At 41.6% G+C, this 23,138-nt stretch carries 24 protein-coding genes; 13 read left to right on the top strand and 11 right to left on the bottom strand.

Annotation, left to right across the window (positions count from 1 at the left end):
- Window positions 1–16: 16 nt before the first annotated feature.
- Window positions 17–886, bottom strand: a complete 870-nt coding sequence (locus MED121_RS04215; RefSeq protein WP_009832371.1) for a LysR family transcriptional regulator — start codon at window positions 884–886, stop codon at window positions 17–19.
- Between the two features lie 145 nt (window positions 887–1,031).
- Between MED121_RS04215 and astA the strand changes: the two genes are divergently transcribed.
- Both astA and MED121_RS04205 read left to right on the top strand, forming a co-directional pair.
- On the top strand, window positions 1,032–2,081 hold the full coding sequence (astA, locus tag MED121_RS04210; RefSeq protein ID WP_009832370.1) for an arginine N-succinyltransferase: 1,050 nt from the start codon (window positions 1,032–1,034) through the stop codon (window positions 2,079–2,081).
- Window positions 2,078–3,052 (top strand): arginine deiminase-related protein, encoded by a 975-nt coding sequence (locus MED121_RS04205; protein ID WP_009832369.1) that lies wholly within the window; start codon window positions 2,078–2,080, stop codon window positions 3,050–3,052. The genes astA and MED121_RS04205 overlap by 4 nt, the downstream gene beginning before the upstream one ends.
- Window positions 3,053–3,164: 112 nt before the next feature.
- On the opposite strand, the gene MED121_RS04200 is transcribed toward MED121_RS04205, so the two are convergent.
- Entirely contained in the window at window positions 3,165–3,635 is a 471-nt protein-coding gene (locus MED121_RS04200) for an acyl-CoA thioesterase (protein WP_009832368.1), read from the bottom strand.
- Between the two features lie 164 nt (window positions 3,636–3,799).
- Here MED121_RS04200 and MED121_RS04195 point away from each other — a divergent pair, with 164 nt between their 5' ends.
- Entirely contained in the window at window positions 3,800–4,753 is a 954-nt protein-coding gene (locus tag MED121_RS04195) for an AEC family transporter (protein WP_036178691.1), read from the top strand.
- A 5-nt stretch (window positions 4,754–4,758) separates the two neighbouring features.
- Here the strand turns inward: MED121_RS04195 and MED121_RS04190 are convergent, their stop codons facing one another.
- Window positions 4,759–5,697, bottom strand: a complete 939-nt coding sequence (locus MED121_RS04190; protein WP_009832366.1) for a LysR family transcriptional regulator — start codon at window positions 5,695–5,697, stop codon at window positions 4,759–4,761.
- Between the two features lie 161 nt (window positions 5,698–5,858).
- On the opposite strand from MED121_RS04190, the gene MED121_RS04185 reads away from it, so the two are divergent.
- The gene (locus tag MED121_RS04185) at window positions 5,859–6,719 is read left to right on the top strand and encodes a DMT family transporter (RefSeq protein ID WP_036178689.1); all 861 of its coding nucleotides are present in this window, start codon (window positions 5,859–5,861) and stop codon (window positions 6,717–6,719) included.
- 71 nt (window positions 6,720–6,790) lie between these two features.
- Here the strand turns inward: MED121_RS04185 and MED121_RS04180 are convergent, their stop codons facing one another.
- Entirely contained in the window at window positions 6,791–7,393 is a 603-nt protein-coding gene (locus MED121_RS04180; RefSeq protein WP_009832364.1) for a TetR/AcrR family transcriptional regulator, read from the bottom strand.
- 149 nt (window positions 7,394–7,542) lie between these two features.
- On the opposite strand from MED121_RS04180, the gene MED121_RS04175 reads away from it, so the two are divergent.
- Entirely contained in the window at window positions 7,543–9,579 is a 2,037-nt protein-coding gene (locus tag MED121_RS04175; RefSeq protein WP_009832363.1) for an NADPH-dependent 2,4-dienoyl-CoA reductase, read from the top strand.
- A gap of 106 nt (window positions 9,580–9,685) precedes the next feature.
- On the opposite strand, the gene MED121_RS04170 is transcribed toward MED121_RS04175, so the two are convergent.
- The 3 genes from MED121_RS04170 to MED121_RS23585 all read right to left on the bottom strand — a co-directional run bounded on the left by MED121_RS04170 (window position 9,686) and on the right by MED121_RS23585 (window position 12,012).
- Window positions 9,686–10,249, bottom strand: coding sequence for a hypothetical protein (locus tag MED121_RS04170; RefSeq protein WP_036178686.1), 564 nt, complete (start codon window positions 10,247–10,249; stop codon window positions 9,686–9,688).
- A gap of 270 nt (window positions 10,250–10,519) precedes the next feature.
- Window positions 10,520–11,068: a hypothetical protein gene (locus MED121_RS23590; RefSeq protein WP_009832360.1), complete on the bottom strand. Its 549-nt coding sequence runs from the start codon at window positions 11,066–11,068 to the stop codon at window positions 10,520–10,522.
- A gap of 416 nt (window positions 11,069–11,484) precedes the next feature.
- Window positions 11,485–12,012, bottom strand: coding sequence for a hypothetical protein (locus MED121_RS23585; RefSeq protein WP_009832359.1), 528 nt, complete (start codon window positions 12,010–12,012; stop codon window positions 11,485–11,487).
- 298 nt (window positions 12,013–12,310) lie between these two features.
- Here MED121_RS23585 and MED121_RS04155 point away from each other — a divergent pair, with 298 nt between their 5' ends.
- A complete protein-coding gene (locus tag MED121_RS04155; protein WP_050764526.1) occupies window positions 12,311–13,204 on the top strand; it encodes a LysR family transcriptional regulator in 894 nt (297 codons plus the stop codon).
- Window positions 13,205–13,255: 51 nt separating this feature from the next.
- Here MED121_RS04155 and MED121_RS04150 read toward each other — a convergent pair whose 3' ends face one another.
- The 4 genes from MED121_RS04150 to kynA all read right to left on the bottom strand — a co-directional run bounded on the left by MED121_RS04150 (window position 13,256) and on the right by kynA (window position 16,480).
- A complete protein-coding gene (locus tag MED121_RS04150; RefSeq protein ID WP_009832357.1) occupies window positions 13,256–13,531 on the bottom strand; it encodes an Lrp/AsnC ligand binding domain-containing protein in 276 nt (91 codons plus the stop codon).
- A gap of 135 nt (window positions 13,532–13,666) precedes the next feature.
- Complete coding sequence (kynU, locus tag MED121_RS04145) at window positions 13,667–14,935, bottom strand: kynureninase (protein WP_242603171.1); 1,269 nt, start codon at window positions 14,933–14,935, stop codon at window positions 13,667–13,669.
- Between the two features lie 14 nt (window positions 14,936–14,949).
- On the bottom strand, window positions 14,950–15,630 hold the full coding sequence (gene kynB, locus MED121_RS04140; protein ID WP_009832355.1) for an arylformamidase: 681 nt from the start codon (window positions 15,628–15,630) through the stop codon (window positions 14,950–14,952).
- Window position 15,631: 1 nt separating this feature from the next.
- The gene (kynA, locus tag MED121_RS04135; RefSeq protein WP_009832354.1) at window positions 15,632–16,480 is read right to left on the bottom strand and encodes a tryptophan 2,3-dioxygenase; all 849 of its coding nucleotides are present in this window, start codon (window positions 16,478–16,480) and stop codon (window positions 15,632–15,634) included.
- 302 nt (window positions 16,481–16,782) lie between these two features.
- Here kynA and iscR point away from each other — a divergent pair, with 302 nt between their 5' ends.
- The 7 genes from iscR to sufT all read left to right on the top strand — a co-directional run bounded on the left by iscR (window position 16,783) and on the right by sufT (window position 23,074).
- On the top strand, window positions 16,783–17,280 hold the full coding sequence (iscR, locus tag MED121_RS04130; RefSeq protein ID WP_009832353.1) for a Fe-S cluster assembly transcriptional regulator IscR: 498 nt from the start codon (window positions 16,783–16,785) through the stop codon (window positions 17,278–17,280).
- Window positions 17,281–17,388: 108 nt separating this feature from the next.
- Complete coding sequence (gene sufB, locus MED121_RS04125; protein WP_009832352.1) at window positions 17,389–18,825, top strand: Fe-S cluster assembly protein SufB; 1,437 nt, start codon at window positions 17,389–17,391, stop codon at window positions 18,823–18,825.
- A 12-nt stretch (window positions 18,826–18,837) separates the two neighbouring features.
- Window positions 18,838–19,635: a Fe-S cluster assembly ATPase SufC gene (sufC, locus tag MED121_RS04120; protein WP_009832351.1), complete on the top strand. Its 798-nt coding sequence runs from the start codon at window positions 18,838–18,840 to the stop codon at window positions 19,633–19,635.
- Complete coding sequence (gene sufD / locus MED121_RS04115) at window positions 19,632–20,894, top strand: Fe-S cluster assembly protein SufD (RefSeq protein ID WP_009832350.1); 1,263 nt, start codon at window positions 19,632–19,634, stop codon at window positions 20,892–20,894. The genes sufC and sufD overlap by 4 nt, the downstream gene beginning before the upstream one ends.
- Window positions 20,895–20,903: 9 nt before the next feature.
- Entirely contained in the window at window positions 20,904–22,121 is a 1,218-nt protein-coding gene (locus MED121_RS04110; RefSeq protein ID WP_009832349.1) for a SufS family cysteine desulfurase, read from the top strand.
- Window positions 22,122–22,130: 9 nt separating this feature from the next.
- Entirely contained in the window at window positions 22,131–22,496 is a 366-nt protein-coding gene (locus MED121_RS04105; RefSeq protein ID WP_009832348.1) for an iron-sulfur cluster assembly accessory protein, read from the top strand.
- A gap of 47 nt (window positions 22,497–22,543) precedes the next feature.
- Window positions 22,544–23,074 (top strand): putative Fe-S cluster assembly protein SufT, encoded by a 531-nt coding sequence (gene sufT, locus MED121_RS04100; RefSeq protein WP_009832347.1) that lies wholly within the window; start codon window positions 22,544–22,546, stop codon window positions 23,072–23,074.
- Window positions 23,075–23,138 lie beyond the last annotated feature (64 nt).

Here is a 23,138-nt window from a genome sequence, read left to right as displayed (position 1 = left end):
AGTGTGAATCATAGTGTTAATCATAGCTTTGTAATAACTTGATAAAGGCACTTGCAGCATTAGATTCGGTTCTATCTTGGTGAATCAAGCAACCTATTTGGCGCTTTAAAGGGCTATTATCCAAGTCTAAAATTTTTAGGTTATCGTCGATCAAAGAGTCTGGTAACACACTCCAGCCAAGGCCTGCAGTAACCAGCATTTTGATCGCTTCAAGATAGTTGGAAGCGGCCCTTGGAATAATGCTTAGGTTAGCTTGCTCAAAAATATCGTCGATTACACGGCGGGTAAAGCTAGAGGCATCGGGTAATATGCCTTGGACACTGCTTAAGTCCTTGAGACTTATACTGTTAAGGCTTGCTAGGTGATGATCTTTAGCACAGACAAATTTGAGCTTTTCTGTCCATAAAGGAATAAAACGTAATTGCTCATCCATTTGGGTTGGCTCGGTAATCACAGCAAGTTCTAGCTTGCCCTGTAATACATCTGCATAGGCCTGTTTGGAGGTTAAAAAATCCAAGTTAAAGGCCACTTCTTCATATTCAATAATGTAACGTTTTACTGGTTGAGCAAGATGGTGCAAGCCTATGTGTTGGGTGGTGGCGATTGATAAAAAGCCGTCAATGGTATGGGATAAATTACGCACAGCGTTAAGGCCGCTTTGTGCATCTTGTAGCATTTTATAAGCATGGGGTAAGAAGGTTTTACCTGCTTCTGTGAGCTGAATACGACGGCCAATACGATCAAATAGACGACAGCCGAGTTGATCTTCGAGAGAGACGATACGTTTACTAATACCGGGTTGAGTTAGGTGTAATTTTTCTGCCGCTAAGGAAAAAGAGTTCTCTTCTGATGCTGTAGTAAAGGCGGCTAGGGCAAGTGTATTCATTCGAAATTCCAGGCAGTAAATTGAATATTAATTCATTCTAATTAGTTATCAATAGGATAACAAATTGAGTTTTGTGTTATTTGAATTGCCTCTTATGATGAGCCTTAATTAAAACATCAAACCTATTTTTTGTGAGCTCAACCGAATGATGATCATACGCCCCATTGTAGAGAAAGATTTAAATGCACTTAAACGCATGGCAGAGAATGCCGGTGTTGGTTTTACTTCTCTACCTGCAAACTTAGATTTGTTAAAAGCCCGTATTGCTGATGCTGAAGCGGCTTTTTCTTCTTCTCCTGAAAGTGAAGAGAATCAAAGTTATTTATTTGTCTTAGAAGAAACAAGCACAGGTGAAATCGCAGGTGTGTGTGGGATTGAGTCGGCATTGGGACTACAAACCCCTTGGTATAACTATCACCTAGGCACACTTGTACATGCTTCACCGACATTAGGTGTCTATGAGAAGAGCCATACACTCACCCTAAGTAATGATCACACTGGCTGTTCTGAGCTATGTACTTTATTTTTAGATAAGGATTTTCGTCACAGTAAAAACGGTAGTCTATTGTCTAAGTGCCGTTTTATGTTTATGGCGAATGCACCTGAGCGATTTAACGAGCGTGTTATTGCAGAGATGCGAGGCGTAAGTGATGAAGAGGGCAACTCTCCTTTTTGGGATGGGTTAGGGTCTCACTTTTTTGCCATGCCATTTGCGAAAGCGGATTACCTTTCAGGGCTAGGCAATAAAGCCTTTATCGCTGAGCTCATGCCAAAACTGCCTATCTATATTAACTTATTAAATAATGATGCTAGAGCTGTGATTGGTAAGGTGCACGATAACACCTTACCCGCACTTCGTATGCTGGAAGGGGAAGGGTTTGAGAATCTAGGGTATGTGGATATTTTTGATGGTGGTCCCACCATTGAAGCCAATATTCGCCATATTCGAGCGATTTCAAATAGTAAGACGCTCGCGGTTGAGATTGGCGACGCTAGCCCAGATGATGAGGCTTATCCTTGCCTGGTTTCTAACCTAGGTATTAAAAATTATCGCTGCACTCTGATAAATGCATCTATTTCTAAAGCCCAGAGCGCAGGTGCGATTAAGTTAGATCAAGCAAGTGCAGATGCGCTCAAAGTAGCAGCGGGTGAGAGTGTACGAATAGTGGCATTAAGTGCGAGGCAAGCAGCATGAGTTTAATGAAAGAGATAAAGCTTAATCAAAATACAGGTCATACAGTTCAATTGGCGCAAGCTGTGGTTATGGTGAGGCCAGTTGATTTTGGTTTTAATGAAGAAACGGCTTTGGATAATGAATTCCAACAAAAGCTTGATGATAGTGCCAAGGTAACTGAGCAAGCGCTTGTTGAGTTTGAGAGTATGGTTAAACGTATAAGAGCGGCTGGTATTGAGGTGTTGGTACTAGAAAAAGCCGACACTGATTATGTTACACCTGATGCTGTGTTTCCAAACAATTGGTTCTCTACCAGCCAAGATGGCACCTTGACCATTTATCCTATGTTTGCTGAAAATCGTCGCCAAGAAAGACGTATTGATGACTTAACCGCTCTGTTAAAGAGAGAAGGCTATCAAGTTGGATCTGTTGAACATTTGGCTGATATGGATGAAAAGTTTGAGATATTAGAAGGCACAGGTGCCTTGGTGATAGATCATAAAAATAGTGTCTTATACGCAAGCCAATCTGAGCGCTGTCATGAGATGCAATTCAAGCGTTTTGCTGAGCAAAAAGGTTATCAAGCTAGCTATTTATTTGATACTGCCAGTGATAATGGTAAATCTATTTATCATACGAATGTGATGATGAGTGTCGGTGAAGGCTTTGCCGTAATTTGCGCAGACTGCTTTGTTGACGAAAAAGAATATGCGGAGGTTAAAGCAAGTTTATCCCTTGCTAATGAAGTCATTGAAATTAGCAAAGAGCAAATGGAAAAACACTTTTGTGGCAACATTTTGCATGTAAAAAATGCAGATCAAGATGCCTTTATTATTATGTCGAAAAGTGCTTTTAATGGATTTACCCAAGCGCAAAAGCAGCAGTTAGAGCAATATGGTCAATTATTAGTGAATGATATTGATACGATTGAGGCCGTTGGTGGTGGCAGTGCGCGCTGCATGGTGGCTGAGGTATTTTTCGATAAAGTCTAGGCCTAGACCTAGTGCAACTTTCCTCGTTCATCACAGGTTCCTTAGACAATTAACCCTTCCCCGCTGGCACTGGATCTTTTAGTGCCAGCTTTTTTATGTCTGCCAAAAATAATTAAGATTTAATTTTAAGGCGTGAAGACACGGTTGCCACAGCACGTTCAGGTAAGATCACGCCTTTTTTACTGACAACACAGCCTTTAGACGTCCCTTGAGCTATGATGCGCCCTTTGCGTTCGAAGGTGTGGGTGAGGTAGAAATACTTCTCATCCCAATGGGTTACTTCTGCCTTTACATAATATCGCTGAAACAAATTGAGAGGCTTTTTATAGGTCATAGTATGCTCGGCTATGACAGGTTGCCATTTTTGTTTCAGCATGGCTTTTGCTAAACCACTACGAACAAAAATATCGACTCTTGATAGGTCACAAATGGTAAGATAACGACCATTGTTCATGTGCATATTCAGGTCTAAATCATTAGGTAATACCCGCATTGATAAGTGGCTAGATAGGTTATCTGGTGTCAGCTTTGATTTAAAAAAGCTGCCAAGTAGCACCCTTAACATGCGAAAAATGAGGTTCATGACTGGCCTGTTTGTCTTCAATCTAGTGTTTTAAAAGGTTCAGAATTAAACACTATGACGACCAGTTTATGCAAATTAACCACATTTATAACAGATATCCGCTATTTTGATCCTGTTCTTCTTGCTAGTAATGAGTAGGATTTAACCTTTAAAAGGAGATTTAAGTGTTAACGCTTTCCCTGACAGTTTTGCCTATTTTCATGCTGTTATTATTTGGTGCTTTGTTACAGCGAAAACGTTTTCCTGTGGAAGGTTTTTGGCCGGGTGTCGATAAGCTTGTTTACTGGGTTATGTTCCCTGCCATGCTGTTTTATCAGACCTCAAGAGTAGATTTATCGAGTCCTGTTTTACCTAGCTATGCCAGTGTGTTGGCCTTTGCCTTAATTAGCGTGTCTCTTTTTGTGCTGGCTGTTTGCTATTTTTCTAAGGTGGGTAAACCGACAGCTACTTCAGTGCTACAAGCTGGTGTCAGATTTAATACCTTTATTGCTTTAGCGGTAGCAAGCGCGCTATATGGGGAAGAAGGCCTGATACTGGCGACCTTAGGAGCGGCGATTTTGATTCCGACCATTAATGTCTTTTTAGTCATTAGCATGGTGAGCTTACATGGCCAACAAGATAGCTCGAAACCAGCTAAATCATTACCTCGTTTATTGGTGAAAGAGCTTTTTAAGAACCCATTAATTTTGGCCATCATGGCGGGTATCAGTGTTAACCTTTTAGGCATTGAAAAGGTGTTTTTGCTAACGGATATTACAGGAATCTTAGCAAGAGCCACCTTACCTTTGGTGTTACTTGCCGTAGGTGCCAGTTTAAGAGTGCAGGCTTTTAAAGACGCTGGCAGCTTATTAATTTGGTCATCTTTAGCGAGATTATTTGTTTTCCCTTTCTGTATTGCCCTAGCTTGTTCTTATTTAGAGCTCGACCCACTGGTTGCTTGTGTTGCTATTTTATTTGGCGCGGTACCCACTGCCACTTCTGGTTATGCTTTAGCAAAACAGCTTGGGGGTAACGCACCTATTATGTCTGTCTTTATTAATGTGCAAACAGGATTAAGCGTGGTGACCTTGCCACTAACCATGTGGTTAAGCCATTTATGGTTTGGTTTGCAGCTTTAATGCCTTCACTTACCTAGCTGCTGGCTCTGAGTTTTTATCCAGCTTCGAATAGCACGGATTTCAGGTTCATGGCGGCGGCTATTTTTATAAGAAAAGTAGAAGTCACAATTTGAATTAACATGGTGGCAAGGTAGTCGTACCAAAGAGGGGACATTGTCATCTTCGTTGATCATATAATCATTGATTAATGCAATACCGTAACTGTGTAAGGCGGCTTCTTTACCTAATAACAGGTGGCTAAAGTTATGAAACTTCACTTCCCCAGGCAGTTTTTTATTAATGGCTGCAAACCAAAGTCGCCAATCTTCCGCGTATTTATTAAAAATACTATGCGTTGTGATAAGTGGGAATTGGGTGATCCACTCAGGGTGCTTGATTAAGTGTGTTTCTAAGTCATCATCAGTGACTTTAATCAGCTCTGCTTGTATCTGTGCATAAAACTCAGGACTACACACAGGAAATAAGCGCTCACTATAGAGGTGCTCAAAGGTAAAGCCACGTTTATTATTTTCAATTGTAATAAAACAATCGCCCACTCTATCGGATAATTCTGGGTCTGCGTTGAGCATCTCAATGGAGACTTCCGTATGTGGATAGCGTCTTTGTAAGTCGGTCAATCTAGGAATCAACCAATACACAGCAAAAGAGCTATAAACCGCAATACGTAAATGGCTATTTTGTAGGCCCTTCAGGTGGTTACTGGCTCTTTCTATTTGAGAAAGGGAGGCGCTGACATTGTCTAAATAATGCTTACCTTCACTGCTTAAACTTAATTGTCTACCTTGCCTGATAAACAGTGCTTCCCCTAAATAGTCCTCTAAAAGCCGAATTTGGTGGCTTATTGCACTTTGGCTGACATTGAGTTCTTCTGCTGCTTTAGAAAAGCTATTTAAGCGAGCAACGGCTTCAAACACAGGTAATGATTTTAGGGGAGGTAAGGACATTTTTACTCAATTAAATTTTTTATCTAAAAAACTAATACTAACTTAATAAATGTCATTGTACATAATCCTTGCTGCTCAATAAACTGCATCAATTCAGCATGGGTTCACTTTATTGCCATAGACTGAGTATTAATTTTTTGCAGTATGTTTTAGAGGTAGAAATGACAGGAAAAACAGTAACGAGCGCAGTATTGCTATTAATCATGGGCAACCTTGTCGCGACCTTCTGTGATGCGTTTATTAAAGCGGCTGGACAGGATATACCTGTGTTCCAGTTTATCTTTATTCGCGCGGTTTTTACCTTTTTAATCTTGCTTCCATTTTTTCGTTTTGTTGATTGGAAAGCCCCTTTAAAAGGCGCCAAATTGCACCTTTTAAGAGGTAACCTCTGGATTTTATCCTCGTTACTTTTGATTATTTCTTTGCAAGTGCTACCACTGGCGACGGCAAATGCCATTTTTTATACCGCGCCTATCATGATTGTTGTGTTATCGACTCTGATTATGAAAGAGCGCTTAACCAGCATGATAGTGCTCGCAGTCGCGGGTGGTTTTGCGGGAATTTTGATTATTTTAAGACCCAGTGAGTTTGATTGGGGCATTCTAAGTGCTTTGGCCTTCTCTTTTGTATTGGCGATTAATAGTTTATTGATTAGAAAGCTGCCTCAGGGTCAAACCTTGTTACATGGTTTGTTATTAACTCAGTTGTTTGCTTTACCTTTTAGCTTTGTACTTTGCATTTGGGAAGGGGCAGCTTGGAATATGGACATGGTGGGTTATGCCATAGGTTCTGCGGTTTGTTCGATTGGTTACAGTGTCGCTGTTATGTTGGCTTATCGTTATGTGGCTGCCAGTAAGGTGGCTAGTGCTGAATACACTGGGCTTTTGTTCGCTGTGTTAGTCGGCTGGTTAGTCTTTAATGAAACACCGGATTTATGGTTAGGCCTAGGTGCACTCTTTATCATTATTCCGATTGTTCTCATGGGCAGGGCTGAACGTAAGAATAATTTAGCCAGTGCCTGATTGCGTTTTTGATCTCCCAGTTAGCCGCGTGATTACGCGGCTTTTTTTTGCCTAAAAATAGAGGCTTAAGACTAGTTCTGTTTGTTGAGGATGATTTTAATGGTTTGCTTTGCCATGTCATCTAGATCATCACGGTTGATATAAATACCATCGATTAACAATCTACATAAGCCGTGAAGAGTTGCCCAAGTGGTTTGGCCGACTCTTAAAGCGCTACTTACATCCGTTAATATGCCTTGGGCTTGTAACGCTTCTACCCAAGTGAGCCACTGTCGAAAACTGGCCTTTGATATTTCCAGTAAAGATTCAGTGGGAGCGCCAGATTTCCAAATGTCTCGACCAAACATAAGATCGTAGGTTTCTGGGTGCTGGTCAGCAAATTCGATGTAAGTTAGTACATACTTCTCAAAGCTGTCCTGTTTTGCCTCTTTGTTATGGCTTTCTATAATGGCTTCAACTGATTGCCATTGTTGTTTAAAGCCAGCTTCTGCTATCGCACACAAAAGGGCATTCTTGTCTTTAAAGTGGTGATAAGGTGCGGTGCGTGATACGCCGACTTTATCTGCCAGTTTTCTCATCGACAGACCTTCGACGCCAGTTTCTCTCAATATTTCTGTAGCTGCTAATAGCAGGGTTTCACCTAGGTCCCCATGGTGATAAGGCTTTTTGGTCATATGAGTTATTCCAATGTTGGTAGGGGCAATTTAACAACCAATCTTGACACTGTCAAAATTTAACTTTATCTTGACAGTGTCCAGATGTGGTGGGCAAACCACATTACTCTCTAATAAAAAGATTTTTTGAATAAAAGAGACCAGTCATTATGAATGTTAACGCAGAAAAACATGCTCAATATCCGCATTTATTTGAACCCTTAGACCTTGGTTTTACACAGTTGAAAAACCGCGTATTGATGGGCTCTATGCACCTTGGATTGGAAGAAAAGAAAGGTGGTTTTGAACGTATGGCGGCCTTTTACGCAGAACGTGCGAAAGGTGGCGTAGCGTTAATTGTGACAGGCGGAATCGGCCCTAACCAGGAAGGGGCGGTACACATGGGCGCAGCATTGATGGCAAGCGACAAAGATGTCGCAAACCATCAGATGATCACCGAAGCTGTCCATGCTGAAGGCGGTAAAATTTGTATGCAAATCCTGCATACTGGTCGTTATGCTTACAACCCGAAATCCGTTGCACCATCTCCTATTCAAGCGCCGATTAACCCGTTTCCACCAAAAGAGTTAAGCGAAGAAGGCATAGATGAACAGATTGAAGACTTTGTTCGTTGTTCAGCGTTAGCAAAAGAAGCAGGCTATGATGGTGTTGAAATCATGGGCTCTGAAGGTTATTTGATTAACCAGTTTATTGCTGCCCGTACTAATAGCCGTGAAGATGAATGGGGTGGTGAATATGAGCAGCGTATTCGTTTCCCGATTGAAGTGGTGCGCCGTGTGCGTGAAAAAGTAGGCGAGAACTTTATTATTATCTATCGCCTTTCTATGTTGGATTTGGTTGAAGGTGGTAGCTCCTTCGAAGAGATCATCCAACTAGGTAAAGAGATTGAAAAAGCCGGTGTTACCATTATTAATACAGGTATTGGCTGGCATGAAGCGCGCGTACCGACTATCGCAACGAAAGTGCCAAGAGCCGCCTTTACTTGGGTAACAGCGAAAGTACGTAAAGAGTTGTCTGTGCCACTTATTACCTCTAACCGTATCAATATGCCTGATGTGGCTGAAGACGTATTAGCCCGTGGCGATGCGGATATGGTGTCTATGGCGCGTCCTTTCTTGGCTGACCCAGAGTTTGTGGTGAAAGCAGATGAAAATCGTGCTGATGAAATCAATACCTGTATTGGTTGTAACCAAGCCTGTCTTGATCATATTTTCCAAAATAAACTGACGTCTTGTCTTGTTAACCCAAGAGCTTGTCATGAAACTGAAATGATCCTAACACCGACAGATAAAGTGAAAACCATTGCGGTTGTCGGTGCTGGTCCTGCTGGTTTAGGTTTTGCTACAACGGCTGCAAAACGTGGTCATAAGGTGGTATTGATTGATGCCTCTAATGAGATTGGTGGTCAATTTAATGTGGCTAAGCGTATTCCTGGTAAAGAAGAGTTTTATGAGACTTTAAGGTACTTCAAAAAGCAGGTTGAGCTAACAGGGGTTGAGCTAAGGTTAAATACCAAGGTTAGTGCCGCTGATTTAAACTCAGATGAATTTGATGAAGTGGTACTTGCCACAGGCATTACCCCAAGGTTGCCTGAGATTGAAGGGGTTGAGCATGCTAAGGTGCTTAATTACTTAGATGTTATGCATGGTGCACCTGTTGGTAATAAGGTAGCAATTATTGGTGCGGGTGGTATTGGCTTTGATATTGGCGAAGTTTTATCACATGCAGGTGAGTCGACTAGCCAAAATGTGCCTGAGTTTATGAAGCAATGGGGTGTCGACATGACAATGCAAGCAAGGGGCGGCATTGAAAATATCAAGCCTGTTGAGCATGAATCACCTCGTGAAATCTATTTGCTACAACGTAAAAAAACCAAGGTTGGTGCCCAACTTGGGAAAACGACGGGCTGGATCCATCGTGCTGGCTTGGTGAAAAAAGGTGTGAATATGCTAGCTGGTTGTGAATACCATAAAATTGATGATCTAGGTTTACATCTATCAGTAAAAGGTGAAACGTCTTTGCTGGAGGTTGATAATGTGATCATCTGTGCCGGACAAGAACCTTGTCGTGAACTCGTTGATGGGTTAGATAAAAGCTATCATCTCATTGGTGGTGCGGATGTGGCGTCTGAGCTTGATGCTAAGCGCGCGATCAACCAAGGTACACGACTCGCATTAGAAATTTAGGCCTTACTAGTCTTTTAATTTTAGATCGTGTTGTTAGAGGTATACAAAGATAAAAAAACCGAGCTTAAGCTCGGTTTTTTTATTACATTATGAGGTCGATGTGAGTTTAAGGGCTATCACTTCCCACCATAGCGGCGTCATCTGTTTTCACCATATTAAGTAAAGAGTGACGTTTAATACTATGTTGCTGAGCTTGGGTGATCTGATGGCCGTAATTCTCATACCAGTCAGCCCCGTTAGGAAGCTCAGTAGATAAATCCAACATGCCTGCTTTTAGAGTATGCAAAAAGCTTTGAAAGTTAAGCTCTTGCTCCATCAGAATATTTTTAAGTACGGAAGCACTGCTATGGCTTAGTCTTTGTTCAAAGCTAGTATGCTCTGCTTTAAATGTGTGAAAGTTATTCAGCAATTGAGTTTGCTCAATTTTTATTTCATTGATGCTATTTGATAGCTGCATAATTGCATGCGTAGAAGGTGTTGGTGTCGGTACAACAATCAAGGAAACAGCAACTGACACTAAGGTAGATATTAAAAAGCATAGAAATAAAAATAGGCTGAAACAGAACACCTTATTCGAGTTTACAAATTGGGAGAGCCCAACCTGGTGACGATCTGACTCGACTTCTTTTGCTTCTATTTCTAGAAACCCCAATTTATTTGATTGTCCCATTCTACGCTCCATCATAATGTTATGTAATGAAACGTATACTAATCTTCAAATGTGCATTCTTTATAAAGAAAAATGCGTTATTTAAAATAAATTTCAAAAAGGTTAAAAAATCTAAAATCTTAAAAAAATAATTTTTTCTACCTCAAAAATAATCGAAAAGTCGCCAATTTCTAAAAAATATAGAAATTACATAAGTTTACATTGTTGTGAGGTTTTAAGCATAAAAAAAACCGAGGCAGGAATGCTCTCGGTTTTTAGGAGTAAGTAAGGCTATTTAGTGCTGAGTTCAGCTTCACCTGTTTGTAATAGTCTAAGTAGTTCTTCTCTTTGCATGCTGAGTCTTTGTACTTTACTTAATTGGGCGCCGTAGTTTTTATACCAATCTTCTCCCTCTGGTATATCAATGGCCAAGTCGCGCATGCTGGCATTTAATATTGTGAGCATGTTTTGAATGTTTCGCTCTTGGTCGATAAGAATGTTTTTTAGTGCTGTTGAGCTGCTATGGCGTAAATGAACCTGAAGTCGATCAAAGTCCTGTTTAAACTGCTCAGTATGATTTGCACTAAGTTCCAGTTGCTCTTCTATTGCTGCAATGTTGTCAGTTAAAACCTGTACGCTCGATTGAGAGGCTAGATTTTGTGGCCCTTTATTGAGTAAAAGACTGAGACTGACAGAGAGCCCAATGATAATGCAGGCCACGATAAAGGCCAAAATACCATAGGTCATGTTACGGATTAAGTTAGGGTTTTGTTGTGAGCCCTTCTTTCCATCTTTTTCATCAATGTCTAGAAGTCGGCTAGTTGAATCAAAAGCGGCCATAAGCACCTCCTAGCGTGTTATTTCCATTTAGTGTAATAACAAAAAGTGCATTTTTTGTAGAGAAACGTAAATAAATCGATTTATTTTACATAATGTAACTCAGTTTTGGTGCGTTTTACTCTGTTTTAATTACGTTTAATTACTCAAAAAATACTAACTTAATGATCTATATGGAATATTTAAAAAAGCAGATTTTGAGATTGAATGTCTTCAAAATTAATCTCTAAAGATGACATCTTTGATTTATATCAGATGTAAATCGGTAGGAAGGGAAGGGTTTTGGTCGCAGTAGCGCTTTTTAGCAAAAGCAAAAGAGGCCTCAGAATAGATTTTTATCAAGGAATATTGAGGCTAAGCGGCTGTTAATTCAAAGGTATCAATTGAGCTGCTTAGCCTTTTTTCTTGCTGCTGATGGATTACTCTGTGACTTCACCCGTTCTTAGCATGTTGAGTAAATCTTGTCTTTGAATACTGCGTTTTACTGCTTTGGACATTTGGTCATTATAATCATCATACCAGTCTGCTCCATTAGGTATTTCAATCGATAGGTCTCGCATACCTGCTCTTAATACCATGAGGAAGCTTTGAAAGTTCTTTTCTTGATCGATGAGAATATTCTTAAGTGTCGTTGCACTACTGTGTTTCAAGTGGGTTTGCAGTGCGTCATATTTTTGCTGATTTTGCGCTAGGATAAGGTTTTGTTCATTAATGCTGGCTTCCATGGCCTGAACACTTAGAGTGATTTCTTCTAAGCGAGTTTCAAGATCAAGGGTTGATGTGGGTTTGGGAGAAAAGGTTAAACTTAGTGTTACAGAAATAATGACAGCGATACATAGGAAAAAAAAGCCTAAAATACCAACAAAAAGCTTTTTGTGTTGGTCAAAAAAATCACCTTCTGATGATTGCTCTTCTCTATTGTCATCTTCTCTATCTAGACGTGCCATGTTACACCTTTCATATTTTCTTTATTTAGGGAGGTTGCATATACAGGTCGAAATCAATGATTTTCAACGACGTTAGCTTAATTTGTCCCTATTTGTCTCTCAAAAGGCTACCAGATGTAAAATGAATTTTCATATATTTAGAAAGAAATCTCCTTTTTATCCACATTTATATCAAGATGCGCCCAAAAAAAGAGATTTCACTGAAAATGCCTGTGCAAATGAAGCGATATTTTTTCTATGTCATTGATTTATGAAAGCGTTAAAATAAGTCAACTTTGAAGATTAGGTGGCCGTTAACATGCCTAGAATTGGGATGCGACATTTGCAGATGGTGCAGATGATTACACAAACTGGCAATGTCTCAGATGCTGCGACCATCTTGGGTATTACTCAATCGGCATTAAGTCACCGTATTCGTGAGGCGGAACGTTTATTAAGCACTCCTTTATTCATTAGACGCAATAAAAAATTGGTGCCAACCAGTGCTGGTGAGCGGCTGTTGCACTCTGCTAATGTGATTTTGAAAGAGATGGAATTGGCAGAGTTTGATATTGCTAAATACTCAGCGGGAATTAATCAAACATTGCGTTTAGGCGTTGATCATAGGGTGGGAAGCCACTGGTTACCCGAGCTTTATCAAGCCTTTAATGACAAGGTGCTTGATGCGGAAATTGAGTTGATCAGCGACCCTAATCCTGATGCCTTTTATTGTCTTAGAAATGGTCGATTGGATATCTGTATTATGTCTGGGGCTAAAGTTCAAGCGGGCTTTCAAAGCCACTTTTTACTAAAGGATGAGCTGGTGGCTGTTTGCTTACCTGAACACGATTTTGCCCAAAAAGAGCTGGTGCAAGTAGAAGACTTTTTGGATCAGATCTATATCACTGACACCACTACCCCTGAATACCACAGAGAATATGAGCAGGTATTTAGCCCTCATAATACCTTTCCCCAGCAGGTAATTCGTGTTGGACGTACAGATACTATTATCGCTTTTATCAAGGCTGGAAAGGGAATTAGTATTTTACCAAAATGGACCTTACAACCTTATCTGGCTAATTCAAGGCTGATTTATAAGTCTATTGGAGAGAGTGGCTTTTTTATTGACTGGATGGCGTTTACCCGAAAGGACGAGGTAGAGCATTCTCCTTGTTTGCAATTGGCCGATTGTTTAGTTGCACTGTTTGATTAGCCTAAAAAGAGGTATTAGGCCACTTTAGATAAAAGCGGCCTATGTCCCAACCTAGTTTCCAATCGAAAACATGGTATCTAGATCATGTTTTGAAAAGGTTTGGAAGGAGATTAAGGTTTCTGTTTTACTAATACGCAAGTCATTGGCCATAGCAACGTTAACGAGGTCAGCTAATTGCTCGTTATTGTTAACGCGACAAAGGGCAACTAGATCGAAGCGGCCGCCAACAGAAAAAACTTCAGTAATACCTTTTACTTCAGCTAAAGATTTAGCCACTTCGTTAGTTTTAGAGCGTTCTACATTAATTAAAATGATACCTGTGACCATGGTGTTTTCCTCGTTATAAGTTGCCTGATAGGCAATTAACTAGTGATTAATATATGGCTATGTGAGTTAAGTAATAACCCACAAAGCCCTTTTTATGTCACCCTAGGCTTGTGGCTTAAGGTTTATTCTTTGAATTTATGTGACCTTATTTTTAGCTCTGAACTGTGCTTGGTCCCAGCTGCCTTCATGCATGATCTTCTCTAATGCTTTGACTGTATTCCAAAGATCAATGTACTGCACATAAAGGGGGGCAAAACCAAAGCGTAAGATGTTTGGCGCTCTAAAGTCCCCTATGATGTCTTGGGCAATTAAGGCTTGCATAATAGCGTAACCTTCAGGGTGTGTGTATGACACTTGGCTACCTCTTATCGATTGATCTTTAGGTGTCGCTAATTCAAAACCATAAGTCTCACAAAGTGGTTCCATTAAACGAATAAAATATTCACTGAGTGCTAATGATTTATCCCTTAATTGTTGAGGCTCCACTTTTGTCATGATATCGACGCCCACTTCTAAAGCGGAAGCACCTATTACTGGGGTTGTGCCGCATAGGGTTTTTTCTATTCCTGGGGCGGCTTCAAAGTCATCACTCATGGCAAAAGCGTTTGCATGGCCGAACCAGCCAGTTAAGGGTTGCTCTAACTCTTTAAGGTGTTTGTCAGCCACATAAAGAAAAGCGGGGGCGCCTGGTCCGCCGTTTAAATACTTATAGCCACAACCGACGGCAAGGTCTGCGTTTGCGTCATTTAAAGCTAAAGGGACTGCGCCCGTACTATGACTTAAATCCCACATCATTAAAGCGCCTTTGGCATGGGCTGCTGTTGTGATGTCTTTCATATTGAGCATGGTGCCAGATTTATAATGTACATGAGTAAGGCACACTAAGGCAGTGTCTTCATTTATGTGTTGCATTACTTCATTACTTGGCACGGTAATGATTTCTATCTCTTGATTAATGAAGTTTTTTACGCCGTTTAAGATGTATAAATCAGTCGGGAAGTTGCCTGGCTCTGTGATAATTTTAGTGCGGTTTGGGCGCAGCTTAACTGCCGCTGCTGCCAGTTTGAACAGATTGACAGAAGTAGAGTCTGAAACAATGACCTCATGCTCTTTAGCGCCTATGATTCCAGCCAGTTTCGCGCCAATTCTTTGTGGTAAGCTGATCCAATTATAGGTGTTCCAGCTTCTAATCAGACCTTCTCCCCATTCTCGGCTAATCACATCAGCCATTCGGGCTTTTGCGGCTTTTGGCAACACACCTAGCGAGTTACCGTTGAGATAAATGAGACCTGTAGGAATTTCAAATTGGTCGCGCAAACTGGCAAGAGGGTCTTGCTTATCTAGATCAAGAAAGTCTTGCTGAGTCACAATCATTGTGGGGGCGCTTGTATTAGAGGGTGTCATGACGGCTTCCTGTCTTATAATGTTGAAGTGCGTAAAATGGCTCTTACAGGTGACGCATCTAGGCTTGCAAGTTTAAGCGGCAGAGCAATAAGTTCATAGTGTCCAGCATTGACCTGATCAAAAACCAAGCCTTCTAAAATAGCCATTTTGTGGTGTTTGATGGCGTTATGGGCGGCCAGGTTTTTAGCATTTTGTGGATCGAGTGATGGGCTATCTAATCCCACTAAGATACACCCTTTATTTGCTAGCCAATCAATCAATTCATGGCTAATGCTCACGAAATCTTCATCCCACTTATCGCTAGGGAAGTGTTGATAAGTTTTAAATAAAACCCTTTCTATTGCAGAGCTTTGTGTGTCTATCAAAGCTTGGCAGTGGGCTAATGAAATACTTCTGCTATCAATTTCTTGCAAACTAAGGTCAATAACCTGACATGGGCCGATATAGGCATCGAGTGCCACTTGATCCATCATTTTGCCTGCTTGGTCATAATGATAGGGCGCATCGGCATGGGTGCCTGTGTGGGTTGAGCAATGTAGCCATGACACATTGACAGGGCATTGCTCATCTATGTGCCAGATAGTTTTACTTTCATAGGCCGTATCCCCAGGCCATACAGGAATGCCTGTACGTAATGTTTGGCTAATATCAATCAGCTTGGGAGAACCTGGTCTGTGCGTATTGATTTTTGCCATATTAAATCTCCGTTCTAACAGACCAAAGTTCTGGGAAGAATTTAAGATCGAGGGCTTTACTTAAATAACTCACACCGCCTGTGCCCCCCGTGCCTTTTTTATAGCCTATGATGCGTTCGACGGTTTTCATGTGATTAAAGCGCCAGCGCTGGAAATTGAATTCAAGGTCGACCAGCTTTTCCGCTAATTCATAAAGATCCCAATGGGTTTGGGTGTCTTGATAGATGCTGGCCCATGCCGCTTCAACTTTATCGTTTTGCTCATAAGGCTTTGACCAATCTCGTTCAAGGATTTCACTTGGAATATCAAAACCGCGCTTTGCGAGTAGGGTAAGGCAGACGTCATATAAACTGGGTTGGTGCAAAATAGAAGTAAGATAATCAAACTGCTCTGGGTTGTTTTTGTGAGCATTAATCATGTCTGCATTCTTATTGCCCAATAAAAATTCGAGTTCCCGGTATTGATAGGATTGAAAGCCAGAACTTTGGCCCAAATCATCCCGAAAACTGGCATAGTCTGCTGGGGTCATAGTGACCAGGACTTCCCATGCTTGAATGAGTTGTTCTTGAATGCGAGCTACCCGAGTTAGCATTTTAAAGGCTGGACTTAAATTACCTGCAAGTATGTTTTTTGCTGCCCCGTGGGCTTCATGTAGGCAGAGTTTCATCCAAAGCTCAGAGACTTGGTGAATCACAATAAATAGCATTTCATCATGCTTGTCTGAACGTGGGTTCTGACACTTTAAAACCGCATCTAGATCTAGGTATTGACCGTAACTAATGTCTTGATCCCAGTGAACGCTTTCATCACTTAAGTCGACTTGAGAGGCTTGATAAGGGCATTGTGACATGGTGTATCTCGCTACAGGTTAAGATTGTTTTTATAAGAAGATGTAACCAGTCTAATAGGATGTGAGATAAAAATATAATTCATAAAAAGAGCTCTATTCATGAATTTAATTTGTTTTATGTTTTGCTTATTTGATCCATGTCTTAATGGGTTTAGTTTTTATGTGACTCAGCGTAGAATACGTCGCACATTTTTACCGACTAAATAACCTAGTAAAGTACTTGGTTAAATACTTGACTATTTTACTTGGTTTTGGTTCTATACTTAGCCTTTAAATTGAGTACTTTTGAAGCGAGAAATTATATGCGCCTGACAACTAAAGGTCGTTACGCGGTAACTGCTATGTTAGACCTCGCTTTACACTCGGATAACGGCCCCGTTTCTTTGGCAGATATTTCTTTGCGACAAGGTATTTCCTTATCTTATTTAGAGCAACTGTTTGCCAAGCTTCGTAAGCAAACCTTAGTGTCTAGTGTACGAGGACCGGGCGGTGGTTATCGACTAAGCCGTGCCAACGATCAGATTTTTGTGGCACAAATCGTAGATGCAGTAAATGAGTCTGTGGATGCGACAGGGTGTAAAGGTAAAAATGATTGCCAATCTGGTACCACCTGTTTGACTCACCATTTATGGTGTGATCTCAGTGACCAAATTCATGACTTTCTAAGTCAAATTAGTCTGGCGCAATTAGTATCACGTAAAGATGTGAGGTTAGTGGCGCAAAGACAGGAAAACGAACAATTAGTGCATGCTGGTGAAATTGACCAGAGCAGCAAAATTAATGCGGAACTCTTGAATTAAGTCTAATTCAAAAGGGCAGGTTTGGGTGTTAAGCAAATCGCGGCAGGGCGATTCGCTTAATATCTTTATAAGTATCTCGCAATCTAGTTTAAGTGAGTGTTTTTAGATATGACAGATCAGATTGATAAGGCGCTTGAGCGCGAATACGAAGCTGGATTTGTATCAGATGTGGAGTCTGATACCTTTGAGCCTGGCTTGGATGAGAATGTCATTCGTCGTATATCGACCATGAAAAATGAGCCCGAGTGGATGTTAGAGGCTCGTTTAAAAGCGTTTAAAGTGTGGCAAGAAATGGAAGAGCCTGATTGGGCTCATGTTGACTATGAAAAAATTGATTTTCAAGCCATTTCCTATTTCTCTGCGCCAAAAAGCATGAAGGATAAGCCTAAATCTCTTGATGAAGTTGATCCAGAGCTGATTCGTACCTACGAAAAGTTAGGCATTCCTCTAATAGAGCAGCAGATGTTGGCTGGTGTTGCGGTCGATGCTGTATTTGATTCTGTATCGGTTGTGACGACTTTTAGAGAGAAACTATCAGAGGCTGGTGTTATTTTTTGCCCGATTTCAGAGGCGATTCAAAACCATCCTGAATTAGTTAAAAAATACCTAGGTAGTGTTGTACCGACCAAAGATAACTATTATGCCGCACTTAACTGTGCAGTCTTTACTGATGGCTCATTTGTTTATATTCCTAAAGGCACACGTTGCCCAATGGAGTTGTCGACTTACTTCCGTATCAATGAGCAAAATACAGGTCAGTTCGAGCGTACCTTGATTATTGCTGATGAAGGCAGTCATGTTAGTTACCTTGAAGGTTGTACTGCCCCTCAACGTGATGAAAACCAATTGCACGCCGCTGTCGTTGAATTGGTTGCCCTAGATGATGCTGAAATCAAATACTCGACTGTTCAAAACTGGTACCCAGGTGATGAGAACGGTAAAGGTGGTATTTATAACTTTGTGACCAAGCGTGGCATTTGTCATACCAATGCCAAAATCTCTTGGACACAAGTTGAGACAGGTTCTGCGGTGACTTGGAAATACCCAAGCTGTGTTTTAAAAGGTGATAATAGTGTGGGTGAGTTTTACTCGGTAGCACTTACCCGTGGCGCGCAGCAAGCGGATACGGGTACCAAGATGATTCATCTAGGTAAAAATACCAAGTCGACCATCATTTCTAAGGGTATATCTGCTGGCCGTAGTAACAATAGTTACCGAGGTCTAGTGCGTATGAACCCAGGTGCTGATGGTGCGCGTAACTTTACCCAGTGTGACTCCCTGCTCATTGGTGACCAATGTGGTGCACACACCTTCCCTTATGTTGAAAGTCGTAATCCTTCTGCCATTGTTGAGCACGAAGCGACAACCTCTAAAGTAAGTGATGACCAAATGTTTTTATGCCAGCAACGTGGCTTAGATCCAGAAAAAGCAGTCTCTATGATAGTGAATGGCTTCTGTAAGGAAGTTTTTAAAGAATTACCAATGGAATTTGCCGTCGAAGCTGGCAAGTTGCTAGAAATTAGCCTTGAAGGCTCTGTAGGTTGAGGACACACGTACATGTCGAATACAAATACTAAAGATACAAGCAGCCTTTTAACCATAAAAGATTTACATGCCAGTGTCGAAGAAAAGAACATTCTTAAAGGCCTAAACCTAGATGTTAAGCCTGGTGAAGTTCATGCGATCATGGGGCCAAATGGTGCCGGTAAAAGTACCATGGGTTATGTTTTGTCTGGTCGAGAAGGCTACTCTGTTGAACAAGGCAGTGCACTACTTGATGGGGTTGATATTCTTGAATTGGAAGCTGAAGAGCGAGCGCGTGCAGGTCTTTTCTTAGCTTTCCAATACCCAGTTGAGATCCCAGGTGTAAGTAACCTAGAGTTCTTAAAAGCATCTGTTGACGCTCAGCGTGAAGCGCGTGGTGAAGGCGCTGTTTCTTCTGCAGACTTTCTGAAACTAGCTAAAGCGGCTTGTAAGCAAGTTAACTTACCCCTTGCTTTTCTAAAGCGTGGTGTTAACGAAGGCTTCTCTGGCGGTGAGAAAAAACGTAATGAAATCATGCAAATGCTTTTGTTACAGCCAAAGGTTTGTATCCTTGATGAAACTGACTCTGGTCTTGATATTGACGCACTTCAAGTGGTTGCTGAAGGGGTAAATAGTCAACGCTCTAGTGATCGCAGCTTTGTGGTTGTCACTCACTATCAACGTCTACTGGATTATATAAAACCTGACTTTGTACATGTTCTTGCTGACGGCAAGATAGTGAAAAGTGGTGATGCGTCTCTTGCTCTTGAGCTAGAAGCACAAGGTTATGCTTGGTTACAGCCAAGTGATGAAGAAGGACAAAACGCATGAGTGAATGGCTAAATCAAGCCATCACTCAAGCACAAGGTGTGAGTGATTGGCTTTCCCCTAAACGTGATTTGGCGCTGAGTGCCTTGGCTGATGTTCGTTGGCCAACGCGTAAAACGGAAGCATGGAAATACACCTCTTTGCGTCCCGTTGAAAAGTTTAGCAAAACTGCGCCAGCGTCTTTTTCTAAGGCTTCTTCTTTAACGCAAATCGATGGCTTTGAATGCCTAGATTTAGTGTTTGAAAATGGTCAGTTTGTTACTGATTTAGCTGAGCTAACATTACCTGAAGGTTTGTCTATTCAATTGGCGAGCCAAGCGGATAGTGCTAAGCAAGCTGACGTATTGTCTAAATTCTCTAGCATTAAGCCAGAGCGTCATGTTTTTGGCTTACTAAATGATGCCCTAGTGCAAGACGTACTGGTTATTGAAGTGGCTGACAATGTTAGCGTAGCACCAGCCTTGCGTTTGACTTCGATTTTAAGCCTAGCCGCTCAAGCTCACACCCGCGTATTAGTGGTATTGGGTGAGCATGCGAAGCTGACCGTGAGCGAACATTACCAAGGTAATGAAGAAAGCTTAAATACAGGCTTTGTTGAATACGAAATTGGTGCTGATGCTCGCCTTGAACATTATCGTTTTGCTTTGCAAACCGGTAAGGCGGTGAGTTTAGGGGGGAGTCACTTCCAATTAGCTGAACGTGCTGATTTAAATAGCACCTTGGTTGGCTTTGGTAGCGACTTATCTCGTGTTGATGTGGATATGGTACATGCTGGCGAAAATGCATTCGCTAAGATGAATGCTTTTTACTTATTAGACGGTAAAGAGTTGTTCGATTTACATGCCACGGTTGAACACGCTGTGCCACATGGTACGACAGAAGAAAATATTCGTATTATCGCAGCGGATCAGGCAAAAGCAGTTTTTAATGGTCGTATTCACATACATCGTGATGCACAAAAGACCTTGGCTGAACTGAATAACCGTAACCTCTTAATGTCTAATAAAGCAGAAATTAATACCAAGCCTGAGCTTGAAATTTATGCTGATGACGTGCGTTGTGCCCATGGTGCTACCGTCGCTGAAATCGATAAGAAAGCGTTATATTACATGCAGTCACGCGGTATTAGTCGTGCAAAAGCTCAAGTGATGTTGAACTTTGGCTTTATTAACGAATTGATTGATCAGATGCCAAATCAAGAATTGGCAGAATGGCTACGTCCGCAAATGCGTGAGAAATTCTCACAAATGGAAGTGAAATAGGCGAATAAAATGAGTTTTGATGTAACGGCAATACGCAAAGAGTTTCCCATCTTAGAGCGTAAGATAGATGGTAAACCTCTTATCTATCTAGATAACGCGGCAACGACCCAGAAGCCTCAGTGTGTCATTGATGCCATTGTTGATTATTACACTCAATGTAATGCCAACGTTCACCGTGGTGCACATCAATTGGCGGATGAAGCAACACGTCGTTTTGAAAATGCTCGTGACATCATTGCTCAATTTTTGAATGCTAAAGCGCGTCACGAAGTGATTTGGACCAGTGGTACAACTGAGTCTATTAACATAGTGGCCCATGGTTTAACTAAGCTTTTAAAAGCAGGTGATGAAGTTGTGGTAACCGCAATGGAGCACCATGCTAACTTGGTAACCTGGCAACAAGCCTGCTTGCAAGCTGGCGCCAGTTTACATATTGCGCCTATTTCAGACCTAGGTGAACTAGATCTTGATGCCTTTGATGCCTTGTTAAATGAAAACACCAAGATGGTGGCATTTCCCCATGTTTCTAATGCGCTAGGCAGTGTTAATCCGATTAAGCGTTTAACACAAAAAGCCAAAGAAGTAGGCGCTTGGGTATTGGTTGATGGCGCCCAAGGTGCTGCCCATGGCGACATAGATGTGCAAGACATTGGTTGTGATTTCTATGCTTTCTCTGCTCACAAAATATACGGCCCTATGGGGGTTGGTATCTTGTGGGGGCGTGAAGAAGTCCTTGCCGATTGGCCTGTCTGGCAGACCGGCGGCGAGATGATTTCTCGCGTAAGCTACTCAGAATCGAGCTGGAATGTTTTGCCTTATCGTTTAGAGGCCGGCACACCAAATGTGGGTGATGCCATTGCTATGGGGGCTGCAATTAAGTGGTACAGTGAGTTAGATCAAGCTGCAGTTCAAGCCCATGAGAAAGCGCTTATGATGAGTGCGACTGAACAAGCTATGGCATTTGATGGCTTACGTATTATTGGTAATGCACATCATAAGGTCGGTGCGATCAGCTTTGTGATGGATTCAGGTCACCCTGCGGATATCGGCTTCTTGTTAGACAGACAAGGCATAGCGATACGTACTGGTGATCATTGTGCTCAGCCTTTGATGGATAGGTTTCAAGTGCCTGGCACAGCAAGGGCTTCGTTCGCGGTTTACAATACATTAGAAGAAGTAGATGCTTTATTTGAAGCCCTACGTAAAGTCAAAACTATGTTGGCTTAGGAGTGTGATATGACAGTTTCTAGTTTTAATCCAGCACAGACTATTAGTCTAAGTGATGTGGCTAAAGCCTATTTCGCTAAAAAGATGCAGAACCAAACAGGTAAGTTGATTCGCCTGACAACTAAGGTAAGTGGCTGCACAGGCTTTGCTTATGTTCTCGATATGGCAGATAGTCCAGAAGCTGACGATCAGGTTTTTCAGTTTGATGAGCTAACGATAGCTGTTTCAACAGAAGCATTAGGTTTGGTTGCAGGTACTGAAATTGATGTTGCTCAAGAAGGGCTCAACGAAGTGGTGAAGTTTAACAACCCTAATGTTGTGTCTGAGTGTGGTTGTGGTGAGAGCTTTAGTGTAACAGATCAGGGCGTCGTCTAACTCGCCCTAAGCTCAAATGAATTGAGCCTTTAAAGAGAATTGATTTAATGCAAAAAATGGTCGTAACCCAAAGGCAATGCCCAGCACGAAGAGTGCCCAGTGGCGAGCCTACTATTATTGAAGAAGGCCAGTTTCTGACCATAAATCAAAGTTTAGGTGGGAATTACACGGTTACCTTTCAAGGTAATATGTTGCGTATAGATGGCACAGATGCCGATGCCATAGGACAAGAGCCAGAAGTACTTGAGTTTACTGATGCTGGTACAGGTGAAATCGTCGAAGAGCAAATTTGGCAAGCATTAGACAGCATTTTTGATCCAGAAATACCCATTAGCTTAGTCTCTCTTGGGCTAATTTATAAAGTTGAAGTAGACCAAGCTAGCAAGAATGTTCGTATTGATATGACGTTGACCGCACCTGGTTGTGGTATGGGGCCTGTGTTGGTTAGTGATGTGGATTATCGTGTTGCTATGGTGCCTAATGTGGAAACCGTTAAGGTCGAGTTGGTGTTTGATCCACCTTGGTCTCGTGAAATGATGAGTGAAGAAGCACAGTTAGAAGCAGGACTCTTCTTTTAACTGACTTTATTCTGATCCAAGAGGTTCACCCTCAGCATTGTTTCTCATACAATAGCGACCCTAG

Origin of the sequence: Marinomonas sp. MED121 (assembly GCF_000153025.1) — a bacterium.
Taxonomy (GTDB): Bacteria; Pseudomonadota; Gammaproteobacteria; order Pseudomonadales; family Marinomonadaceae; genus Marinomonas.
This window is presented reverse-complemented; position numbering and strand designations above follow the sequence as displayed.

Coding starts and splice junctions, on each gene's coding strand:
- MED121_RS04215 (WP_009832371.1), bottom strand. CDS start 886: ATGAATACACTTGCCCTAGCCGCCTTTACTACAGCATCAGAAGAGAAC.
- astA (WP_009832370.1), top strand. CDS start 1,032: ATGATGATCATACGCCCCATTGTAGAGAAAGATTTAAATGCACTTAAA.
- MED121_RS04205 (WP_009832369.1), top strand. CDS start 2,078: ATGAGTTTAATGAAAGAGATAAAGCTTAATCAAAATACAGGTCATACA.
- MED121_RS04200 (WP_009832368.1), bottom strand. CDS start 3,635: ATGAACCTCATTTTTCGCATGTTAAGGGTGCTACTTGGCAGCTTTTTT.
- MED121_RS04190 (WP_009832366.1), bottom strand. CDS start 5,697: ATGTCCTTACCTCCCCTAAAATCATTACCTGTGTTTGAAGCCGTTGCT.
- MED121_RS04185 (WP_036178689.1), top strand. CDS start 5,859: ATGACAGGAAAAACAGTAACGAGCGCAGTATTGCTATTAATCATGGGC.
- MED121_RS04180 (WP_009832364.1), bottom strand. CDS start 7,393: ATGACCAAAAAGCCTTATCACCATGGGGACCTAGGTGAAACCCTGCTA.
- MED121_RS04175 (WP_009832363.1), top strand. CDS start 7,543: ATGAATGTTAACGCAGAAAAACATGCTCAATATCCGCATTTATTTGAA.
- MED121_RS04170 (WP_036178686.1), bottom strand. CDS start 10,249: ATGGGACAATCAAATAAATTGGGGTTTCTAGAAATAGAAGCAAAAGAA.
- MED121_RS23590 (WP_009832360.1), bottom strand. CDS start 11,068: ATGGCCGCTTTTGATTCAACTAGCCGACTTCTAGACATTGATGAAAAA.
- MED121_RS23585 (WP_009832359.1), bottom strand. CDS start 12,012: ATGGCACGTCTAGATAGAGAAGATGACAATAGAGAAGAGCAATCATCA.
- MED121_RS04155 (WP_050764526.1), top strand. CDS start 12,311: ATGCCTAGAATTGGGATGCGACATTTGCAGATGGTGCAGATGATTACA.
- MED121_RS04150 (WP_009832357.1), bottom strand. CDS start 13,531: ATGGTCACAGGTATCATTTTAATTAATGTAGAACGCTCTAAAACTAAC.
- kynU (WP_242603171.1), bottom strand. CDS start 14,935: ATGACACCCTCTAATACAAGCGCCCCCACAATGATTGTGACTCAGCAA.
- kynB (WP_009832355.1), bottom strand. CDS start 15,630: ATGGCAAAAATCAATACGCACAGACCAGGTTCTCCCAAGCTGATTGAT.
- kynA (WP_009832354.1), bottom strand. CDS start 16,480: ATGTCACAATGCCCTTATCAAGCCTCTCAAGTCGACTTAAGTGATGAA.
- iscR (WP_009832353.1), top strand. CDS start 16,783: ATGCGCCTGACAACTAAAGGTCGTTACGCGGTAACTGCTATGTTAGAC.
- sufB (WP_009832352.1), top strand. CDS start 17,389: ATGACAGATCAGATTGATAAGGCGCTTGAGCGCGAATACGAAGCTGGA.
- sufC (WP_009832351.1), top strand. CDS start 18,838: ATGTCGAATACAAATACTAAAGATACAAGCAGCCTTTTAACCATAAAA.
- sufD (WP_009832350.1), top strand. CDS start 19,632: ATGAGTGAATGGCTAAATCAAGCCATCACTCAAGCACAAGGTGTGAGT.
- MED121_RS04110 (WP_009832349.1), top strand. CDS start 20,904: ATGAGTTTTGATGTAACGGCAATACGCAAAGAGTTTCCCATCTTAGAG.
- MED121_RS04105 (WP_009832348.1), top strand. CDS start 22,131: ATGACAGTTTCTAGTTTTAATCCAGCACAGACTATTAGTCTAAGTGAT.
- sufT (WP_009832347.1), top strand. CDS start 22,544: ATGCAAAAAATGGTCGTAACCCAAAGGCAATGCCCAGCACGAAGAGTG.